At 70.5% G+C, this 19,921-nt stretch carries 19 protein-coding genes and 2 pseudogenes; 13 read left to right on the top strand and 8 right to left on the bottom strand.

Annotated elements, in window-relative coordinates; all coding sequences use genetic code 11:
* Positions 1 to 61 precede the first annotated feature (61 nt).
* Entirely contained in the window at positions 62 to 1,312 is a 1,251-nt protein-coding gene (locus C4B68_RS03055; RefSeq protein WP_099501281.1) for a YncE family protein, read from the bottom strand.
* 167 nt (positions 1,313 to 1,479) lie between these two features.
* Between C4B68_RS03055 and C4B68_RS03050 the strand changes: the two genes are divergently transcribed.
* A complete protein-coding gene (locus C4B68_RS03050; protein ID WP_099501279.1) occupies positions 1,480 to 2,175 on the top strand; it encodes a TetR/AcrR family transcriptional regulator in 696 nt (231 codons plus the stop codon).
* Positions 2,176 to 2,462: 287 nt separating this feature from the next.
* The gene (locus tag C4B68_RS03045) at positions 2,463 to 3,290 is read left to right on the top strand and encodes an SDR family NAD(P)-dependent oxidoreductase (RefSeq protein ID WP_306511265.1); all 828 of its coding nucleotides are present in this window, start codon (positions 2,463 to 2,465) and stop codon (positions 3,288 to 3,290) included.
* 55 nt (positions 3,291 to 3,345) lie between these two features.
* Here the strand turns inward: C4B68_RS03045 and C4B68_RS03040 are convergent.
* Positions 3,346 to 3,540 (bottom strand): annotated as a pseudogene (locus tag C4B68_RS03040) (bifunctional 5,10-methylene-tetrahydrofolate dehydrogenase/5,10-methylene-tetrahydrofolate cyclohydrolase); the annotation flags it as partial.
* A 286-nt stretch (positions 3,541 to 3,826) separates the two neighbouring features.
* Positions 3,827 to 4,192: a nuclear transport factor 2 family protein gene (locus C4B68_RS03035; protein ID WP_099501276.1), complete on the bottom strand. Its 366-nt coding sequence runs from the start codon at positions 4,190 to 4,192 to the stop codon at positions 3,827 to 3,829.
* Between the two features lie 170 nt (positions 4,193 to 4,362).
* On the opposite strand from C4B68_RS03035, the gene C4B68_RS03030 reads away from it, so the two are divergent.
* Positions 4,363 to 4,656, top strand: coding sequence for a hypothetical protein (locus C4B68_RS03030; RefSeq protein ID WP_099501275.1), 294 nt, complete (start codon positions 4,363 to 4,365; stop codon positions 4,654 to 4,656).
* Positions 4,657 to 4,779: 123 nt separating this feature from the next.
* Here the strand turns inward: C4B68_RS03030 and C4B68_RS03025 are convergent, their stop codons facing one another.
* Positions 4,780 to 5,154 carry an MFS transporter gene (locus C4B68_RS03025; RefSeq protein ID WP_180289231.1) on the bottom strand — a complete coding sequence of 125 codons (375 nt, stop codon included), beginning with the start codon at positions 5,152 to 5,154 and terminating at the stop codon, positions 4,780 to 4,782.
* A gap of 187 nt (positions 5,155 to 5,341) precedes the next feature.
* Complete coding sequence (locus tag C4B68_RS03020) at positions 5,342 to 7,096, bottom strand: ABC transporter ATP-binding protein (RefSeq protein ID WP_099501273.1); 1,755 nt, start codon at positions 7,094 to 7,096, stop codon at positions 5,342 to 5,344.
* Positions 7,097 to 7,465: 369 nt separating this feature from the next.
* On the opposite strand from C4B68_RS03020, the gene C4B68_RS03015 reads away from it, so the two are divergent.
* The 7 genes and pseudogenes from C4B68_RS03015 to C4B68_RS42900 all read left to right on the top strand — a co-directional run bounded on the left by C4B68_RS03015 (position 7,466) and on the right by C4B68_RS42900 (position 13,019).
* Positions 7,466 to 8,551 carry an S-(hydroxymethyl)mycothiol dehydrogenase gene (locus C4B68_RS03015; protein ID WP_099501271.1) on the top strand — a complete coding sequence of 362 codons (1,086 nt, stop codon included), beginning with the start codon at positions 7,466 to 7,468 and terminating at the stop codon, positions 8,549 to 8,551.
* Entirely contained in the window at positions 8,551 to 9,180 is a 630-nt protein-coding gene (locus C4B68_RS03010) for an MBL fold metallo-hydrolase (protein WP_099501270.1), read from the top strand. The genes C4B68_RS03015 and C4B68_RS03010 overlap by 1 nt, the downstream gene beginning before the upstream one ends.
* Before the next feature lie 158 nt (positions 9,181 to 9,338).
* A complete protein-coding gene (locus C4B68_RS03005; RefSeq protein WP_099501268.1) occupies positions 9,339 to 10,268 on the top strand; it encodes an SDR family oxidoreductase in 930 nt (309 codons plus the stop codon).
* Positions 10,269 to 10,368: 100 nt separating this feature from the next.
* Positions 10,369 to 11,166 (top strand): SDR family NAD(P)-dependent oxidoreductase, encoded by a 798-nt coding sequence (locus tag C4B68_RS03000; protein ID WP_099501267.1) that lies wholly within the window; start codon positions 10,369 to 10,371, stop codon positions 11,164 to 11,166.
* A 36-nt stretch (positions 11,167 to 11,202) separates the two neighbouring features.
* The gene (locus tag C4B68_RS44310; RefSeq protein ID WP_338059746.1) at positions 11,203 to 11,664 is read left to right on the top strand and encodes an aminotransferase class I/II-fold pyridoxal phosphate-dependent enzyme; all 462 of its coding nucleotides are present in this window, start codon (positions 11,203 to 11,205) and stop codon (positions 11,662 to 11,664) included.
* Positions 11,665 to 11,967: 303 nt separating this feature from the next.
* Complete coding sequence (locus tag C4B68_RS02990; RefSeq protein WP_099501262.1) at positions 11,968 to 12,663, top strand: L,D-transpeptidase; 696 nt, start codon at positions 11,968 to 11,970, stop codon at positions 12,661 to 12,663.
* A 167-nt stretch (positions 12,664 to 12,830) separates the two neighbouring features.
* Positions 12,831 to 13,019, top strand: a pseudogene (locus C4B68_RS42900) (hypothetical protein).
* A gap of 314 nt (positions 13,020 to 13,333) precedes the next feature.
* Here the strand turns inward: C4B68_RS42900 and C4B68_RS02985 are convergent.
* Positions 13,334 to 14,740: a S1 family peptidase gene (locus C4B68_RS02985; protein ID WP_099501261.1), complete on the bottom strand. Its 1,407-nt coding sequence runs from the start codon at positions 14,738 to 14,740 to the stop codon at positions 13,334 to 13,336.
* A 174-nt stretch (positions 14,741 to 14,914) separates the two neighbouring features.
* On the bottom strand, positions 14,915 to 15,886 hold the full coding sequence (locus C4B68_RS02980) for a Dyp-type peroxidase (RefSeq protein WP_099501259.1): 972 nt from the start codon (positions 15,884 to 15,886) through the stop codon (positions 14,915 to 14,917).
* 317 nt (positions 15,887 to 16,203) lie between these two features.
* On the opposite strand from C4B68_RS02980, the gene C4B68_RS02975 reads away from it, so the two are divergent.
* Positions 16,204 to 17,064 (top strand): Rieske (2Fe-2S) protein, encoded by an 861-nt coding sequence (locus C4B68_RS02975; RefSeq protein WP_099501257.1) that lies wholly within the window; start codon positions 16,204 to 16,206, stop codon positions 17,062 to 17,064.
* A 114-nt stretch (positions 17,065 to 17,178) separates the two neighbouring features.
* Here C4B68_RS02975 and C4B68_RS02970 read toward each other — a convergent pair whose 3' ends face one another.
* Positions 17,179 to 18,525: an NAD(P)/FAD-dependent oxidoreductase gene (locus C4B68_RS02970; protein ID WP_099501256.1), complete on the bottom strand. Its 1,347-nt coding sequence runs from the start codon at positions 18,523 to 18,525 to the stop codon at positions 17,179 to 17,181.
* A gap of 294 nt (positions 18,526 to 18,819) precedes the next feature.
* Between C4B68_RS02970 and C4B68_RS02965 the strand changes: the two genes are divergently transcribed.
* Both C4B68_RS02965 and C4B68_RS02960 read left to right on the top strand, forming a co-directional pair.
* The gene (locus C4B68_RS02965) at positions 18,820 to 19,458 is read left to right on the top strand and encodes an HAD family acid phosphatase (protein WP_099501254.1); all 639 of its coding nucleotides are present in this window, start codon (positions 18,820 to 18,822) and stop codon (positions 19,456 to 19,458) included.
* A gap of 53 nt (positions 19,459 to 19,511) precedes the next feature.
* Positions 19,512 to 19,898 carry a PPOX class F420-dependent oxidoreductase gene (locus tag C4B68_RS02960; RefSeq protein WP_099501253.1) on the top strand — a complete coding sequence of 129 codons (387 nt, stop codon included), beginning with the start codon at positions 19,512 to 19,514 and terminating at the stop codon, positions 19,896 to 19,898.
* Positions 19,899 to 19,921 lie beyond the last annotated feature (23 nt).

The raw sequence follows: 19,921 nt of genomic DNA, 5'->3' as shown, positions 1-19,921 counted from the left end.
TACCCGGTAGCCGCAGCCGGGCCGGTCATCTGCCAGCCCGACAACGGCAGTTGGCCGGGGTTCAGGAGGCCGGGCCCGTCCAGTCCGCCGCCACATGGCCCAGTCGTACCCGCTGCGGATGGTCGCCCACCGGCACGGACACCGTCTTGCGGCCCGTGGCGAAGTCGATGGCCGTGACCTGGTCGGCGCCGCTCTCTGACACGACGCAGGAGGCACCGTCGCCGCTGACCGTGGCCCAGTAGGGCTTGGAGGCGGTGACGAGCGGGCCCTCCTGGAGCGTGGCGCGGTCGACGACGGTCGCGTAGTCGTCCATGGTGCCCGCGACGCACAGCTTGCTGCCGTCCGGCTTCATCGAAATGCCGTGATGGCGCGAGTCGTTGACGAAGGTGGTGCGGTCGTCGCCGGTCGCCGGGTTCTTCGGCAGGGTCTTCGTACGGGTGATCTTGTCCGTCGCGACGTCGTACTCGAAGAAGCCGTTGAAGAACGAGACCTGGAAGTAGAGCTTGGACTCGTCGGGCGAGAACGCGGCCGGGCGGACGGCGTCCGAGTGGTCCTTGAGGCCGATCGCGTCCAGCCGCTGCCGCATGTCGATGACCTTGACCTGCCGGTAGGTCGTCGCATCCGCGACCGTGATGCGCCGGTCGCCCTTCGTCCAGTCCCAGAACGGGTCGTCGAGCGCCGTGTTCACCTCGCCGATGGACATGTTCCAGATGTACTTGCCGTCCTTGGAGAAGACGTTCTCGTGCGGCTTGTCGCCGGTCGCGAACGAACCGAGCTGCTGACCGGTGCCGATGTTCAGCACGTGCACGGTGTTCGCGGTCGAGGCCGAGACCGCGACCCGGGTGCCGTCGGGGGAGACCGCCATGTGGTCCGCACGGTAACCGGACACCGGGAAACGCCAGTTGATCTGCCCGCTGGCGAGGTCGATCGAGACGACATCGGCGAAGCTCGGACGGGAGACGACCACCGACTTCCCGTCCGGCGTGGAGTACATGTCGTCGGCGAACTGGTCGTGTCCCTCGCCGACGCTGTTGCGGATGGCCAGGAAATAGGCCCACTTGATCGGATTGGCGCTGATCTCCGCCATCCGCGTGTCCTTGTCCGGGATGACGTCGATCCGGCCGATCTTCGCGAAGTCGCCGGTCGACTTGATGACATCCGCGGTGCCGTCCCAGTTGTTGGCCACGAACAGCACCTCGCGGAGGGCGGCGGCGGAGGTGTCGGCACGGGTGGCGGCGGTCGCGGGAGCGGTGACGGTCAGGGCGAGGGCGGCGGCTACGGAGCAAAGGTGCCTGGTTCTGAAGGCAGGCATGACTGCTCTCTCCTCTGGGGTGGGGGCGTGCCGTGACAGGGCGAGGAATCTGAACACGAGCGCATTCAGAGTGAACTTACTGAAAAGTAAGGAGGGGGCGGCCTTCTCCACAAGACCGCGTACACGACAAAATTGACCGAACGGCCGACCAGGGCGAGGAGGGGCAGTTGGCGGGCAGGCTCAAGACGCCGACCGGTCGCTACGGCGGCAGGTCCGCCGAAGAGCGGCAGGCCGAGCGGCGACGCCGCTTCCTGGACGCCGCGCTCCAGCTGTTCGGCGACAGCCCCGGCTATCGGTCCACGACCGTCGCGGCGCTCAGCGAGGCGGCGGGTCTGTCGACGCGACAGTTCTACGAGGAGTTCCGCACCCTCGAAGACGTCCTGGCCGCGCTGCACCTCCAGGTCAACGACTGGGCCGAGGAGGCCGCCCTTGCCGCGCTCGTCGACGCGCGGGACCTGCCGCTCGCCGAGCGGGTGACGGCGGTCTTCCGCGCGTATGCCGCGAATGTGACGAGCGATCCGCGGCGCATCCGCATCACCTTCGTCGAAATCATCGGTGTGAGCCCCCGGTTGGAGGAACAACGGCTCGCCCGCCGTGCCCGCTGGGTGGACTTCATCTGCGCGGAGGCGGCGGCCGCGGCCGCCCACGGGGAGGCGGCACCGCGCGACTACCGGATCGCGGCGACCGCGTTCATCGGCAGCGTCAACGGCCTCCTCCATGACTGGCGCGCGGGCTGGGTGGCCGCGACGCTCGACGAGGTGGTGGACGAACTGGTCCGGCAACTGCTGGGGATCCTGCGGCCGGCGGGGTGGTGTCCTCTTCCAGCCCGTACGGCGTGTGAGGACGAGCGCGAAGCGCGATGACGGCCCCGCCTAACGGTCAACGCAGCGGCTCGATTCCACCAGCACAGCCAACACGTTCCGCGATGGCTTTCCGCGCCCGGACAACGCCCAACCCGCGTTCTACGTACCCATGCTGCGGCATCTCGTCGACGGATCCTCCCGGATCCTCCCGGATGCTCCTGATGGGTCGGCGGGCGGCGGCCGAAGATCACCGAGGACCGGGCCGCGCTCACCAAGGAGCCGCACCCGATCGGTGCCCGGAACCGCGGCGGGGGCCCGAGGTGCGATCTGGCCTGCTCGCGCGGACGATGGTTCCAGGGACAGATGCTCCATCCGCGCGACCACCCCTGATGCCTATGTTGCTCGCAGACAAGAACGCCGTGATCTACGGAGCCGGTGGGGCGATTGGCGGCGCGGTCGCTCGTGCCTTTGCCCGGGAGGGAGCCAGGGTCTTCCTCGCCGGTCGTACACGGGCCACACTCGAGGCCGTGGCCGCGGAGATCTCCGCCGCGGGAGGAACGGCCGCGACGGCTCAGGTCGATGCGCTCGACGAGCAGTCCGTGAACGAGTGCGTCGCCGGGATCGTCAAGGAAGCCGGGAGAGTTGACGTTTCGTTCAACGCCATCGGACTGGACGAAGTTCAGGGGACACCGCTCATCGAGATGTCCTACGACGACTTCGCGCGCCCGGTCACCCTCGCGACCAGAACGCAGTTCCTGACCGCGAAGGCGGTCGCACCGTACATGATCGAGGCGGGTTCGGGTGTGATCATGATGATCACGGCGACCCCCGCCCGGGTACCTTTCCCCCTCGTCGGCGGCTTCGGCGTCAGCTGCGCCGCGCTGGAGGGCTTTTCTCGCACGCTGGCGGCGGAGCTCGGACCCCAGGGGGTGCGCGTCATCTGTCTGCGCTCGGCCGGATCGGTGGAGTCGATCCAGGAGGTGCTGGACAAGCACGCGGCCGCTGCCGGGATGACGCGTGACGAGTTCATCGCCAGTCTCACGGACATGACGTTGCTGAAACGCCTGCCCTCGCTCGCTGACGTCGGTAACGTCGCGGCGCTCATGGCATCGGACTACGCCGGCGCCATGACCGGCGCGGTCCCCAATGTCAGCTGCGGCCAGGTGGTGGACTGACGGGCGCCGCCGGGGCGCAGCGCGCGCCAGGCCGGCAGCGCCCGAAGCGCGGTTCTCAGACGCCGAGTTGGCGCTCCGCCCCGGTCACGGTCTGTTCCAGCAGGACCGCGATCGTCATCGGACCGACGCCACCCGGCACGGGCGTGATCAGGCCTGCCCGCTCGCGGGCGGTGTCGAAGTCGACGTCGCCGATGTTCCCGGGGTTGTAGCCCGCATCGATGACGACGGCTCCCGGCTTGATGTCCTCGCCGCACGACGTGGTTCGCCCCTCCACGGGCCCAGTTCACCGGCGCCCACGGGCCCAGTTCACCGGCGCCGGATGCGATGCCGCCGGGCGGCGCGCGGTGCCGGCGGACGAGAGTGGGAACGCGCCGCGCGCAGCACTGAGCCCAGCAGTGAGGCGGACGCTCGCAGAGCTGCCGCGGACATGGGGCGTGGCAGCCGCCTCCGGCCGGTACGCGACCGGCCCATCGCCGCACTCGCCGAAAAGGTCCAGGTCAGATGGGACCTGATCTGGACCCTCGGCCAGTCCCTTCCTACTCGTCCCATGCCTGCACGAGTGTCTGATCGGCGATCTTGCCGTCGCGCAGCGACATCATCGACGTAGCCAGTACCTTCACACCGTCCGGGTACTCGCAGGACTCGGTGTAGGCGACATGGTCGCCCTGGATGACGCACTGCTCCAGCTTGTGCGTCATGTCACGGCTGTAGACGTCGTTGAGCATCTCGGCGATCTCGGCGCGACCGTGTTTGATCATCGGGTGGCTGGGTTGGGTGTTGCGGTCGACGACGCGCAGTTCCGCGTCGTCGGCGTAGAGCGACAGCAGATCTGCCGCATTGTGTCCTTCAATGCCCCGGCGCAGCGTTTCGGTGTCGAAGGCGGGGCCTGCCGCGGTGCCCATAGTGACCTCCTTGGAAGGCCGCGGACCAGCGAGGAGTGGACCGCGAAGGGCCTCACCTCCGAGACTCCTCCGCCGCACGGTCCACGGCAAGCGCAACCGCCCGATGAGCCTCTCGGGTGAGCGACGCGGCACGGCCGTGTCCGCCCGTCCCCGGGGGCGTTGCTGAAAGCATGATCTCAACACGACGTATGGTCGCCGCCGTTGGTCTCGCCGTCGGTGTCACGGGCCTCGCCGCGCCGCTGGCGATCGCGGCCGGCTCCGAGGCCCGGGACCCGGGGAAGCTGAACCCGATCGCCGAGCTCGACTCGCTCGCGGTGAGTGACATTCCCGCCGAGCACCGGGGTCAAATCCCGCGGCCCTCCGAGCAGCTGGCCGGTCTCAACCGTCTGAACGACCTCAACGAGTTGCACCAGGTGACCGATCTGGCCGCCCCCGTCACCGGGCTCCTGTCGGGCATCGAGTAGGTCGGCGCGACACCGCTCGGGCGCGACGTCCTTCGGGTACGACGACACCGTTCGGTCATGGCGAGCCGCGGCAGAACATGGACGTTCTGCCGGGGCTCGCCGTCGTTCACGCCCCGCCGTCGTTCACGCCTCCGCGGCGACGAGGCCCGACGTGGCGGCTCGCTGCCGCCGGCTCGTGCGCCGGGCCAGCGGTATGAGCGCGATCGCCACCGCGCCGAGCAGCCCGGTCAGGGCGAATGTGGTGAAGCCCCAGTTCTGGTGGCCGTTCGCGGCGAGCGAGCCGATCAGCCAGGGCCCGACGACGGCGCCGGTGCGGCCGACCCCGGTGACGAGGCCGAGCCCGGCAGCGCGCTCACTTTCGCGGTAGACCGTGTTGGCGGTGGCGTACACCATCACCTGCGCGCTGAACAGCCAGACTCCCGTGATCGCGACGACGGCGTACGTCACGCCCAGCGGGAGATGTGCCTTGAGCAGCAGTGCCCCGGCCGCGGTGAGCACGAACCAGAGGGCCGAGCGGCTCGCTCGTTCGCTGAGTGAAGTTTTATCCACTGTTTTGCGTCAGAGCGGCACGCGCGGGTGTCAATGGTCCCTACAACGTGTTCGCGGAGGCGGGCGCCGGCGGTCTCCTGCACGAGGGCGAGAAGACCGCCGCCGTGGCCGTGCGACCGGCGGCACCTTTGGAGGGCTAGCCGGCGGTCGCGAGGAACTGGGTGGCGGCCAGTTCGGCGTAGAGGGGATCCGAGGCGACGAGTTCGCGGTGCGTGCCGACGGCGCGGATGCGGCCCGCGTCCATGACGACGATGCGGTCGGCCATCGTGACGGTGGACAGCCGGTGCGCGACCACCAGGACCGTGGTCGTCCGGGCGACATCGGCGACCGTGTCGCGCAACGCCGCCTCATTGACGGCGTCGAGCTGCGACGTCGCCTCGTCCAGGAGCAGCAGGCGGGGCCGGCGCAGCAGGGCGCGGCCGATGGCGACGCGTTGGCGCTCGCCGCCGGACAGCTTGGTGCCGCGGTGGCCGACGAGGGTGTCCAGGCCGCGCGGCAGCCGCGCGACCAGCCCGTCCAGGCGGGTCGTCTTCAGTACGCGCGTGAGGTCGGCGTCGTCGGCCTCCGGATTGCCGAGCAGCAGATTGTCGCGCAGAGAGCCCGACAGGACCGGCGCGTCCTGCTCCACATAGCCGATGGCGGAACGGAGCTGGGGCAGATCCCACTGCTCCAGCGCAAGGCCGTCGAGCGTGATCACGCCCTCCTCGGGGTCGTAGAACCGCTCGATGAGCGAGAAGACGGTGGTCTTGCCCGCGCCGGAAGGACCGACGAACGCGGTCATACCGCGGGCCGGAACGGCGAAGGTCACACCATGGTGGACGTACGGAAGGTCGTCGGCGTACCGGAAGCGGACGTCGTCGAAGGCGAGCGCGGCCGGTTCGGCGCCCCCGGACGGCAACGGCGCGGGCAGGGCCACCGGTTCGGCCGGCAGCCGCAGCGCCTCCTGGATCCGCGCGAGTGCGGCGGCACCGGTCTGGTACTGCGTGATCGCGCCGACCACCTGCTGGATCGGCGACATCAGATAGAAGACGTAGAGGAGGAAGGCGACCAGCGTGCCCACGCCGATGGCGCCGGTCGCGACCCGCGCACCGCCCACCGCGAGCACCGTGATGAACGCGATCTGCATCGCCAGACCGGCCGTATTGCCCGCGGCCGCCGACCACTTTGCGGCCCGTACGCTCTGCCGCCACGACTCCTCGGCCGCCGCGTGGATGGTCTGCTCCTCACGGTGCTCGGCGCCGGACGCCTTGACGGTGCGCAGCGCGCCGAGGATCCGTTCTAGGGAGGCGCCCATCACGCCGACGGCGTCCTGCGCCTGCTTGCTCGCCCGGTTGATGCGGGGCACGATCACGCCGAGCACCGTGCCCGCGCAGAGGATCACCCCCAGCGTGACACCGAGCAGCGTCACGTCGACCAGGCCCATCATCACCACCGTCGCGACGAGGGTCAGTCCGCCGGTGCCGATGCCGACGAGGGAGTCGGTCGTGACCTCGCGCAACAGGGTCGTGTCGGAGGTGATCCGGGCCATCAGGTCGCCCGGTTCGCTGCGGTCCACGGCGGGTATGCGCAGCCGCAGCAGATATGACGACAGGGCGCGCCGCGCGCCGAGCACCACCGACTCGGCGGTGCGTCGCAGGACATACGAACCCAGCGCCCCCACGGCCGCGTTGGCGACCACGAGTGCCGCCATGGCGAGCAGTGCCCGTCCGATGGGCCGGTCGTGCGCCAGGTCCTCGATGAGCCCGCGCGCCACCAGCGGCAGCACGAGACCGGTGGCCCCGGTCGCGAGCGCCAGCAACGCGCCCGCGAGCAGCGCCCATCGGTGCGGTCGTACATACCCGAGCAGCAGGCGCCACGCGGGCGGGTCGGGCTCGGTCCGGGGGATGCTCACGGCGCTCCTTGCGGGGGTCGGTACGGGGCGTTCAGGCTACGTCGGGGAGGACGCCGACCGGGAATCGGTCACCTGGCCGTAGCCTGGGCCGAGTTCGAGGTACGTCAGGTGCCGGCGGCCGGTGAGCGTGGCCAAGGCCGCCCCGAGGCCGGCGGGCCGGGGCCAAGGCCGCGCTCAAGCGGGCCGGGGCCAGGGGCGCGTCGAGGCCGGCGGCCCGTGGCCGGCTGTGCGGCAGCTCGGCCGGCGGCGCCGCCGTGCCGCGGGTGGTGGTGACGGGAGCGCGGCGGCCAGCGCCACCTCGCCTGCTACCGGTCGGTCACGCCGTAGGGTCGGCTGACGGAACGTCGACCTACGGAAAGGGCTCATCACATGGCGCAGGATGTACGCGGCGTGATCGCACCGGGCAAGAACGAGCCGGTGCGCATCGAGACCGTCGTCGTGCCGGATCCGGGGCCGGGAGAGGCCGTGGTGCAGGTCCAGGCGTGCGGAGTTTGCCACACCGACCTGCACTACAAAGAGGGCGGCATCAGCGACGACTTCCCGTTCCTGCTCGGTCACGAGGCGGCGGGGATCGTGGAGTCGGTCGGCGAGGGCGTCCAGGACATCGTGCCCGGCGACTTCGTCGTCCTCAACTGGCGTGCGGTGTGCGGACAGTGCCGGGCCTGTCTGCGCGGTCGCCCCTGGTACTGCTTCAACACGCACAACGCGCGGCAGAAGATGACGCTCACGGACGGCACGGAGCTGTCCCCGGCCCTCGGCATCGGCGCCTTCGCCGAGAAGACGCTCGTCGCCGCCGGACAGTGCACCAAGGTCGACCCGGCCGTCTCCCCGGCGGTGGCAGGACTCCTCGGCTGCGGCGTGATGGCCGGACTCGGGGCCGCCATCAACACCGGCAACGTCGGCCGGGGCGACTCGGTCGCGGTCATCGGCTGCGGAGGCGTCGGCGACGCGGCGATCGCCGGATCCCGTCTCGCGGGCGCGGCGAAGATCATCGCCGTGGACATCGACGACCGGAAGCTCACGACGGCCGAGAAGCTGGGCGCCACCCACACCGTCAACTCCCGGGAGACCGACCCCGTCGAGGCCATCCGCGAACTCACCGGCGGCTTCGGAGCCGACGTCGTCATCGAGGCCGTCGGCCGCCCGGACACGTACGAGCAGGCCTTCTACGCCCGTGACCTCGCCGGCACCGTCGTCCTCGTCGGCGTACCCACCCCGGAGATGAAGCTCGACCTGCCGCTGCTCGACGTCTTCGGACGCGGCGGCGCCCTCAAGTCGTCCTGGTACGGCGACTGCCTGCCCTCCCGCGACTTCCCGATGCTGATCGACCTGCACCTCCAGGGACGCCTCGACCTGGGCGCGTTCGTTTCCGAGACGATCGGCCTGGACGAGGTGGAGGCGGCCTTCGAGCGGATGCGGCACGGCGACGTCCTGCGCTCGGTGGTGGTGCTGTGATGACCACCCGCATCGAACGCCTCGTCACCGCGGGAACGTTCTCGCTCGACGGCGGCACCTGGGACGTCGAGAACAACGTCTGGATCGTCGGCGACGACCACGAGGCCATCGTCATCGACGCCGCCCACGACGCGGACGCCATCGCGGAGGCGGTCGGCGACCGGCGGCTCCTCGCCATCGTCTGCACCCACGCCCACAACGACCACATCGACGCCGCCCCCGCCCTCGCCGAGCGCACCGGCGCCACGATCTGGCTGCACCCCGACGACCTGCCGCTGTGGAAACAGACCCACCCCGACCGCCTCCCCGACGCCTGGCTGGAGGACGGCCTGGTCATCGAGGCGGCCGGCGCCGACCTGACCGTCCTGCACACCCCGGGCCACGCCTTCGGCGCGGTCTGCCTGTACGACCCCGGCCTGGGCACCGTCTTCACCGGCGACACGCTCTTCAAGGGCGGCCCGGGAGCCACCGGGCGCTCCTACTCCCACTTCCCGACGATCATCGATTCGATCCGCGAACGCCTGCTGGTCCTTCCGCCCGACACGGTCGTCCGTACGGGCCACGGGGAGTCGACCACGATCGGCGCCGAGGCACCGCATCTGGAGGAATGGATCGCGCGGGGGCACTGACACGACGGAACTGCGTGCAGAAACCTGACAGAAGATGTCCGGCTTCCGGGGCACGCTCGTGGGGACACATGGGCGAAGGCAGCCCGTGAGCACTACGCGTACGGAGGTCGGACATGTCAGGGCCGCGGGAAGGCGTGCGGGCTGGCGCCCAGGAAGGCATGCGGGGCGGTACGTCGCCGGGCTCGCTGCGGGGCAAGGTCGCGCTGGTCGCCGGGGCGACGCGCGGAGCGGGGCGCGGCATCGCCGTCGAGCTCGGCGCGGCCGGTGCCACCGTCTACGTGACCGGGCGCAGCACCCGCGAGCGGCGCTCGGAGTACGACCGCCCGGAGACCGTCGAGGACACCGCGGACCTGGTCACGGCGGCGGGCGGCCGGGGCATCGCCGTCCCCACCGACCACCTCGTCCCGTCCGAGGTGGAGGTCTTGGTCGCCCGCATCGCGGACGAACAGGGCCGTCTCGACGTCCTGGTCAACGACATCTGGGGCGGCGAAAAGCTCTTCGAGTGGGACAGCCCGGTCTGGGAGCACAACCTGGACAACGGCCTGCGGCTGCTGCGCCTCGCTGTGGAGACTCACGCGATCACCAACCACCACGCGCTTCCCCTGCTGCTGCGCCATCCCGGCGGCCTGGTCGTCGAGATGACCGATGGCACCGCCGAGTACAACCGGAACACCTACCGCAACTCCTACTTCTACGACCTCGCCAAGTGGTCGGTGCTGCGCGCGGCGTTCGCCCTGGGTCAGGAACTGGGCCCGCGCGGAGCCACCGCCGTGGCACTCACCCCCGGGTGGCTGCGCTCCGAGATGATGCTCGACAACTTCGGCGTGACCGAGGAGAACTGGCGCGACGCCCTGGAGCGCGTCCCGCACTTCGGCATCTCCGAGACGCCGTACTACGTGGGCCGCGCCGTCGCCGCCCTGGCCGCCGACTCCGACGTCGCACGCTGGAACGGCGAGTCGCTCTCCAGCGGCCAGCTCGCCCAGGAGTACGGCTTCACGGACCGCGACGGCAGCCGCCCGGATGCCTGGCGCTACCTGGTCGAGGTCCAGGACACGGGGAAGCCGGCGGACGTGACGGGCTACCGCTGAGGGCACGCGGGTGGGGCGGCCGGCGGGCCGCATCGACGAACGCGGTCATGGCCGCACGGCATCTGTCCCCGGGACGATCACGGCAGTACCTTCCCGTCCCATGACTGCGATGAGGCGTTTCGAGGGGTACGGGGTTCTGATCACGGGCGCGGCGCGCGGTATCGGCGCGGCGACCGCTCGCCGGCTGGCCGACGAGGGCGCCCAGGTGCTCGTCACCGACGTGGACGTGGCCGAGGCGGAGAAGACGGCGGCGTCTGTACGGGAACGCGGCGGGCGGGCCGAGGGGTTCCGGTGTGACGTGGCGGACCGGGACGCGGTCGAGGCGGCGGTCGCGTACGCCGTGGACACCTTCGGCTCGCTCGACGTCCTGGTCAACAACGCGTACCGCTGCACCCCTGACGCCCCGCTCTTCGAGGACGAGCCGGACGAGGTGTGGGCCCGCGACCTCGACATCACCCTGACCGGCGCCTACCGCTGCTCCCGTGCGGCGCTTCCACACCTCGCGGCCTCGGGCCGCGGCGCCATCGTCGGCATCGGCTCCGTCAACGGCATCCAGGACTTCGGCAACCACGCCTACAGCGCGGCCAAGGCGGGTCTCATGTCGCTGACCCGCACCCTGGCCGGGCACGCCGCCGAGCGGGGCGTGCGCGTCAACCTGGTGGCACCGGGCACGGTACGCACCACCGCGTGGGACGGACGGGACGACGCCCTCGCCGCCGTCGCCGAGCTCTATCCGCTGCGGCGGGTCGGCGAGCCGGAGGACATCGCGGCCGCCGTCGCCTTCCTCGCCTCCCCGGACGCGGCCTGGATCACCGGCACGACCCTGAGCGTGGACGGGGGCCTGCTGGCGGTCAACACCGGCTTCCGGCAGGCGGTCACGCGGCGCCCCGGCGTCTGAGGACGCCGGCGCCATGACGTTCGAGGACGTCAAGCGCTGCAGCCGATCGCCACGGAGCTGCTGCGCGATGGCGACGGCGATGGCAAGGGCGAAGGCGAGGGCAAGGGCAAGGGCGAAGGCGCGGGCAAGGGCAAGGGCGAAGGCGAGGGCAAGGGCAAGGGCGAAGGCGCGGGCGAGGGTGGGAGCGCGAGCGGCGGCCTGGTCGAGGTCCTCGCCGACCGCCGGGCCCGCCTCCGCGTCCAGCATGACCACCTCGCCGGACTCCTGACCGGGACGGGATGGACGTACACCCTTCCGGACGGCGGACTCTGCCTCTGGCTGCACCTCGCCGGGACCACGACGGCCACGGGCCTGGCGGAACGCGCCGCACGACGCGGGCTCGCCGTGTCGCCGGGGCCGCTGTTCGCGGCGGACCGGGCGACCTTGACCCACCACCTGCGGCTGGCGTTCACGGCGACGTCCGAGGTGCTCACGCGGGCGGTGGGATTGCTGCGGTAGGCGCCTGAGATTCTCCTCACAGTCGGCTCAGGAGCCCCGAGGAAGCCGGGGCGGCGCGCCCCTACGCGCGCCCGGCCTCCGGTCGGCGGAAGCCGGGTGGCACCGGTCCCCGCCGTGATCCACGCAACTGACCGCGCCGCGCTGGTCTTCCTCCCGATCGCCTAGAGTCGCAAGCTGCCCGTGGGGCGGCTTTGCGCACAGAATGTCACCGTTTCGTCGCAGCCCGACCAGCCCTGCAACGCACACTCTCCGATGCGGGTCCAGCAGGCAGAAGCGGAGAAAGTACGAAAGGGAAGGCCCGCCATGGGGGACATACGCAGACGAGGAGCCGTCGTGCTCGGGATCGCCGGGCTGGTCGCACCGCTGACCCTGGCGCTGGGCGCGACGCCCGCGCAGGCCGCGACCTGTATGACTCAGGCCGGTCCGTACCAGAAGCAGGCGGAGAAGTTCCTGGGCCGGCCGGTCGACGGCCGGCAGTCCACCGCCGACTGCGAGGCGATCCAGGCCTTCCGGACCAAGCACGGCATCACCCCGAACATCGGATACGCGGGTTCCGGGACCTGGGGCGTGATGGACCTGATGAACAAGCAGAAGGCCGTCGGGAAGAATCCCGACAAGGCCGGCACGTGCCCCGTCGACAAGGGCCGTATCGCCTGCGTCGACCTGACGCTCCAGCTCAGCTGGATCCAGGACGGCGACCGGATCGTTCATGGCCCGGTGCCGGTCCGTACGGGCCAGGACGGATACGAGACCCGCACCGGCCTGAAGAAGGTCTCCTGGCGGAAGGTCGACCACGTCTCGAGCATCTACGACGTGTCCATGCCCTACAGCCAGTTCTTCGACGGCGGCCAGGCCTTCCACGCGGTCGGCGCCAGCATGTGGAAGCCGCCCGGCTCGCACGGCTGCGTCAACATGACCACGATCGATGCCAAGAAGTACTGGTCGCTGCTGAAGAACGGCGACGAGGTGTTCGTGTACGGCCGGAAGCCGGGCACCTGACGGTCGGCCGGTTCACCGGTCCTGCTTCCACGACGGGGCGTGCGGCGCCCCGGTGTTGGCCATCCAGATACTGGCGTTGAGGGCCGCGGACGCGTGAGTGATGAGCTTCACGTCCGTAATGTCGCCCGGTGCACCTTTACTCACATCGCCTTCACGTCAAGGCCCGTATGCTTCACATCATGTCCACCACTCCTGAAGCCGCCTCGGAGCGCTCCGCCGCCTAGGTCAACGAGGAGATCCGGGCCCTCTGGTTCCGGACGGGCGGCACGCTGACCATGGAGGAGCGGCGGGAATACCAGCGGCTCGTCCTGGAATGGTCGGAGGCGTCCGACAACCGGCCCACACAGGCGGCGTGACCAGCCGGTTCTCCGCCCCCGCCCGGTGAGCGCGGAGCCCCGACTCCCCGGCACGGCAGGGCCTGTCCGGCGGATCATGCCGCAGACGCGGGGCTTGGCACGCCCATCTGCGGCGTTGTCGTCACTCGCCGACTCCCCCACGCTCGAATGCTCCCCCACGCTCGGCTTCGCTCGCGCGGGAGGTACCCCCACCGCGGGGGCACCCCCATCACGTCGCCGCCCTCCTCCGCCTTGCAGGTGCACGCACCAAGCCCCGCTCACCGGCGCCCATGAGGTGCCGTTGCTCCTCTGCGACCTGATCCGCCGGACAGGCCCTAGCCCCAACTCCGCGCATGCTCCCGACGGTAGGCGTTGCGGTCCTGTTCCGTGCGGATGTAGCGCGTTGCCACCAGGGCGATGAGACTTCCCGCGATGACCAGCAGGCCCGGGCCGATGTTCCGCGGGTCGGTGAGCCGGGAGACCAGCGTCTCGGCACTGCCGGTGGTGTCCACCGGCTCGACAGCTCCCGGCGCGGCAGAGCCCGGCGTGACCGCCGCGCCCTGCGAGGGTGGGGCCGAGGCCGCGCCCGGCGACGCCGCAGGCGCGGGGGAGGCCTGGGCCCCCGCACTGGCCGGAGCCTCGGGCTGCCCCGCGAGCCGCACATCCAGCGCCGTCAGCGCCTTGGTGACCGGCTGGAAGAACGTCGTACCGCCGGTGGTGCAGTCCCCGTTGCCTCCCGAGGTCACTCCGAGCGCGATGCCCTCGGAGAACAACGGGCCGCCGCTGTCGCCGGGTTCGGCGCACACGGTGGTCTCGATGAGCCCGGTGACCGTGCCCTCCGGGTAGTTGACCGTCGCGTTGAGCGCCGTCACCTTTCCGTCCCGCAGCCCGCTGGTGCTGCCGCTACGGAAGACCCGCTGGCCCACGGTCGGATCGGCGGCCCCCGTGATCCGTACGCCGTTTCCGCCGCCGATGGCCACGACATTGCTGCCGACGGTGGTCTGCTGCCCCTTGTCGTACCGCACGAGGGAGAAGTCGCTGCCCGGGAACGCCGTGGTGATGGTCCGGCCCACCTGCTGGTTGCCCTGGTTGTCGGCGAACCACAGGGACCCGGCAGGACCGCAGTGACCGGCCGTGAGGATGAACTCGCTCTGCCCGTTGGTCACATTGAAGCCCGCCGAACAGCGCCCCGCGGTCGAGAAGAGCGGCTGCGCGCCGTTCAGCCGTGTGGTGAACGTGCCCTCCGTCCGCTGCATGCGCACGAAACCCCCGATGTCATCCGCCAGTTCGGTCATGCGCGACCAGTCGGAGGCGGAGACCGTGCTGTCGGCCCGCACCACGACCTCGTTCTTGGTGTAGTCCATGGCCCAGGCGGTGCCCGCCACCCGGGGCGCCGAACTCAAGGTCGCCGTCGCGGACTTGAGGTCCCGCATGCTGTGCCCCACCACCTTGGCGCGGGCACCGGCCTCCGTCACCTCGGCGGCCGCGGCCTGGTCGGTCACCGCGACGACCGGGCGCCCGTCCGAGGCGATCCAGCTCCCAGCGGTACGGGAGGTGCCGAGGCGCGACACCAGCGCGGCACCCGTGTCGGCGGCGGCTTGCGCCGAACTGCCCGTGGCACGCGACGTGTCGGACGGTTCGCTCGCCATCGCGTGCGTCACCATCAGCCCTCCGCAGAGCAGCCCGCCGACGGCCGCGCATTGCGCCCCCCGTCGGACGATCCGTCGTCGTGCATGCCTCATCCAAGGGCTCCCGAAGCCGAACGGCACGGCGTCACCACCGCCGAGGGGACCCGGTCGAGAGCCCTCCCCTCATACGTGCGCACACGCCCGCCCGTTCACCGCCGGGTCGCCGTGGACGACCGCCCCGCTGTGAACGCAGGCCGGCCGAGCACGCCCGCGCGGCCCACACGCGGGTCAGTCGGCCAGATCGCTCAGGAACTGGCGGGCCGGGGCGAAGAACGTCACCCCGGTGACGGCCGTGGAGAAGTCGAGAATCCTGTCGTACAGAGGGGGCGGATCGCCGATGAACATCCGCTCGAGCATTTTCTCGGTGACCCACAGATGCCTGGAGTACCCGATGAAATACGTGCCGTACTCGCCGCGGCCGGGAACGGCGAACGGCATGTTGTCGCGCAGGATGTCGTGTTCGCCGTCGGCGTCTTTGATGGTGCAGAGCGTTTTGTGTGACTTCTGGCCCTCGGTCGCGTCCGGCTTTTCGACGTTGTCGAACTTGGTACGCCCGATGATGTCCTCCTGAGTCTCGACGGTCTCCGCGCGCCAGGCAGACAGGTCGTGCAGGTACTTCTGGATGACGACGTAGCTGCCCCCGGCGTAGGCCGGATCCTCGGAGCCGACAAGGGTGGCGGCCGGCAGGTCAAGGCCATCCGGGTTCGCCGTGCCGTCGATGAATTCGAGGAGGTCGCGCCCGTCGAAGTAGCGGAAGCCGGCGACGTCATCCACCACTGTCACGGAATCGCCGAAAGCCTCGAGCACGATCTTTTCGAACTCGACGATCAGGTCGAACGACTCCGCCCGGATGTGGTAGAGCAAGTCGCCCGCTGTGGCGACGGCGGTGTGCCGGGAACCTTTGATCTCCTGAAACGGCCTGAGCTCCTTGGGCAACGGCTTCCCGGTCAGCGGCTCCCAGGCGCGATGCGAGATGCCGACATTGCAGTTGAACTGGCCTCCACTGGCACGGATACAGACGTCCTTGACGAGGTCGTCCGTACTGGCGACCACGGAGCGGGCGGTGGCCATCGCCTGCTCGTCCTCCTTGATGACCAGCACCAGGAAGGCCGCCGACGCGGTGAGCGGCGCGTCGATGTACTGCGGCTCGGTATCGATGGCTTGCTTGCCGGGGACTGTCTGCGTGGCGATCTGGTCCATGTCTCTCCCGGTGAGCGGCATGCGTCTGCGACGGTGTGTTCTCCGGTGCGTTGGCAACCCACCTCAACCAGCATCGGATGCCGGAGGACGGTCCGCCACCGGCCACCCGGTTCGTCGATCGCCATGGCAGTGGTTGCCCGTGCACAGGCGGACCGGGGCAGCGCCCACGCCGGCGAGATCCGAAAGCCACACTTCTGCTGGTCAGGCATGCTCGGTGAGATGCACGAGTTGGCCGACACCCCGGCCCCCTGCGACCATGAGTCGGTAGCGTTCGGGAAGCCGCTCACCCTGTCCATCTGCGATGAGGAGCGACCACCATGCCCCAGCAGATCGAAGACGTCATCGAACGCATCGGGGGCCTCAAGGCGCTCGACGGAATATCCGGCACGGCCGGCGGATGGGTGCAGCGGGCCACCCGTTCCGGCGCGGTCAAGAATGCGCTGTCGGGCACCTGGCTGGGCCATCCGTTGCACCCCGTACTGTCGGACCTGCCCATCGGCGCATGGATCATGGCGTCCACTCTGGACGTGACCGCGGGCAGGACCGGGGCCACCTCGGCGCGTCGCCTTGTCGGCGTCGGACTGATCGCCACGCTGCCGACCGCGGCTGCGGGGGCGTCCGACTGGTCCGACGCCTACGGCGCGACGCAGCGGGTGGGCTTCGTACACGCCGTGTCCAACGCGGCGGCGACCGCGCTCCAGGCGGCATCCTGGGTGGCCCGGCGACGGGGACGGCATCGGACCGGGGTGGCACTGAGCGGCGTGGGGCTCGGCATCACCGTGTGCGCCGCCTACCTGGGCGGGTATCTGACGCTCGTTCGTGGCATGGGTGTCAACCACACCGCGTTCCAGGAGCCTGTCACCGACTGGACCGACGTCGCGGCGCTGTCCGCCCTGGGCGACGGCAAGCCCCTCCGGGTGACGCCGGGCGGAGTGCCGGTGGTACTGGTCCGGCACGAGGGGGCGGTGTACGCGCTCTCGGCCACCTGCACCCACGCCGGAGGCCCGCTCGACGAAGGCAAGGTCGCTCACGACGGCTGTCTCATCTGTCCCTGGCATGGCAGCGTCTTCCGGCTTGAGGACGGCAAAGCGATGCGCGGACCGGCGTCGGTCGACGAGCCGAGCTGGGAGGTGAAGGTCGACGACGGGCGCATCTACGTACGGTCCGCGACTGCCTGACGGACCAAGCGCCTGATCGGGCCGCCGCGCGAGGGCACGCGGAGCGAAAAGAGCGGCCATGGCGAAGCAGTTCGCTGTTGGCGACCATGCGGCTTCGGCGGATGAGCGCGGGCGTCAGTAGCGCGTGCGGGCGGCCACCTCCTCCGGCGTGAGATAGACATCGGTGTGCTCGAAGTCCCGCAGGGTTCCCTTGCGGTCGGCGAGGAAGCCGGTGCGGACGAAGTCGTAGCCCGCGACCGCCTTGAGGAGCCAGTTGGCTCCGGTACGGAAGCGGGCCGCGCCCGTGCGCAGGGCGTACAGGTGGTATCCGCGGGCCACGACCTGCGCGGGCACCCCCTTGAGGTCGATGCCGAGCGGTTTGGACACCGCGTCGCGGCCGCCGAGGTCGACGACGAGACCGAGGTCCTTGTGCTTGTACGGCGTCATGGGCTCCCCGCGCAGCAGCGCCGTCAGGTTCTTCGCCGCGTGCCGGCCCTGCCGGGCGGCGTGCTGGGCGGTCGGCACACAGTATGAGCCGTCACCCTTGGCCAGGTCGGGTACGGCCGCCGCGTCGCCCAGAGCGAACACCCCGTCCAGTCCCAGCACCCGGAAGTCGGGCTGGGCGAGCAGTCGGCCGTGTACGGTCTCGGCGCCCAGCGAATCGACCAGCGGGCTCGCCGCGACACCCGCCGTCCACACCAGCGTCCGGGAGGGCAGCACCCGGCCGTCGGTGAGAGTGACGTAGTCCTCGGTCACGGAGGCGACGGAGGTCTTGAGGGAGATCCGCATCCCGCGTTCCATCAGCATGCGCATCGCGCTCGTGCCCAGCTTCTCGCCGAGCTCCGGCAGCAGCTTGGGGGCGATGTCGACCAGATGCCACTTGATGAGGCGGGGGTCGAGACGGGGGTGGTAGCGCTTCGCCGCCGCGGTGGTCAGGCGCTGCAGAGTGGCCGCGGTCTCGGTGCCCGCGTAACCGCCGCCGACCACCACGAACTGCAGCCGCGCCGCCCGCTCCTCCTCGTCCAACGTGGCTGCCGCCAGGTCCAGTTGGGCGATCACATGGTCGCGCAGATACACGGCCTGGGCGAGCGTCTTCATGCCGCGCGCCTCGTTCAGCAGCCCGGGGATGTCGAAGGTGCGGGTCACACTGCCCGGAGTGAGGACCAGGTAGTCGTACGACAGGTCGACGAGTTCCCCGGTGATCTTGCGGACGACACACATCTTGGCCCCCGGATCCACGCCGACCACCCCACCCGGCACCAGCACGGTGCGGCGCAGGAGCCGGCGCAGCGAGGGCGCCACGGACTGGGGGGTGAGGATACCGGCGGCGACATGCGGCAGCAGCGGCAGATAGAGCTGGTAGTCGGTCGGGCTGACCAGGGTGATCCGGGCCTCGCCGGGGAGGAGCGCCCGCTCGAGCCCCCGGGCGGCCTCGACTCCGGCGAAACCCGCGCCGACGATGACGATGTTCGGTGCGTCCATCCGAGCAGCCTCTTTCCTTGAGCTCCCTGAGCTCCTGGAACCCCGTGAAGCGTGAGTTCCTCGAGCTCCTTGAGCCGACGCCGCGGCACGCCGGCCGCGAGCCCAGGCTCACACGGGACGCCCGCGCTTGCCACCCCGCGACGGGGCGAGACCGGGGCGGCGAGATTACTACCGATCGGTAACTACCGCTTCCCCTCGCGTACATCACCGGGCACGATCATGTCCCGCGCGGCGAGGGACGAGGCACCCTCGCCGCTCCGACGTGAGTACGTGAGTACTGAGAAGGGGGCAGGCATGACAGGACGCCGTATGGGGCGCAGGATCGGCGCGGTCTCGGCCGTCGTGGCGCTGGGGATCGGAGGGACGGTCACCACCGCCGGGTCCGCGGCCGCGGCTCCGGCCCAGGTGACGGCGAGCACGACGGCGGCAGCGGCCGACGTCGACTACGCAACCTGGCAGCGCGACGTCCAGGCCGTCATCGACCAGGCGATGCCGTACGTCGAGCAGCGCACCGCACAGGCCGACGGGCAGAAGCTGGCCCTCGTCTTCGACATCGACAACACCACGCTGGAGACGGACTTCCACCCCTGGTATCAACTCCCCACCCCGGCGGTCACGGCCTCCCTGGAGCTCGCCCGCTACGCGCACGCCCGAGGCGTCGCCATCTTCTTCGTGACCGCGCGCCCCGGCATTCTCTACGGCGAGACCAAGTGGAACCTGCAGACGGTCGGTTACCCGGTCTCCGGCCTCTACGTGCGTGACCTGCCGGACCTCTTCGACGAGGTCGGCGCCTACAAGACCAGCAAGCGGGCGCAGATCGAGTCCCTCGGCTACACGATCATCGCCAACGTCGGCAACAACACCACCGACGTCGTCGGCGGCCACGCCGAGCGCACCTTCAAGCTGCCCGACTACAACGGCCAGCTGTCCTAGCCGAACCACCTGGGCGGCCCGGGGCTCGCAACCGGGCCGCCTAGACTTCCGGCATGGACGAGAACACGCTGGGCGCGCTCGGTTCGGGGCAGTACCTGCTCATCACCAGCTACCGCAAGAACGGAACGGGCGTCGCGACTCCGGTGTGGGTGGTGCCCGACGGTGCGGCGCTCGGCGCCTGGACCGCCGCGGACTCCTGGAAGGTGAAGCGGATCCGCAACAGGGCCGATGTCCTGGTGGGCCCCTGCGACATGAGGGGCAGGCCGACCGGCGACCAGGTTCCGGCCACGGCCGAGATCCTCGACGCGGCCGAGACCGCCCGCTACCGGCAACTCATCGCCCGCAAGTACGGGTTGATCGGCCGTCTCACCCTCTTGGGCAGCCGTCTGCGCCGCGGCGTGAGCGGCACGGTGGGCATCCGCATCTCGCTGACTCCCTGACGGAGCCGCGTGGTGCAGCACGG

This window comes from Streptomyces dengpaensis (assembly GCF_002946835.1).
GTDB lineage: Bacteria > Actinomycetota > Actinomycetes > Streptomycetales > Streptomycetaceae > Streptomyces > Streptomyces dengpaensis.
The sequence above is the reverse complement of the archived record's forward strand: the minus strand, read 5'-3'. Positions and strand labels throughout refer to the sequence as shown.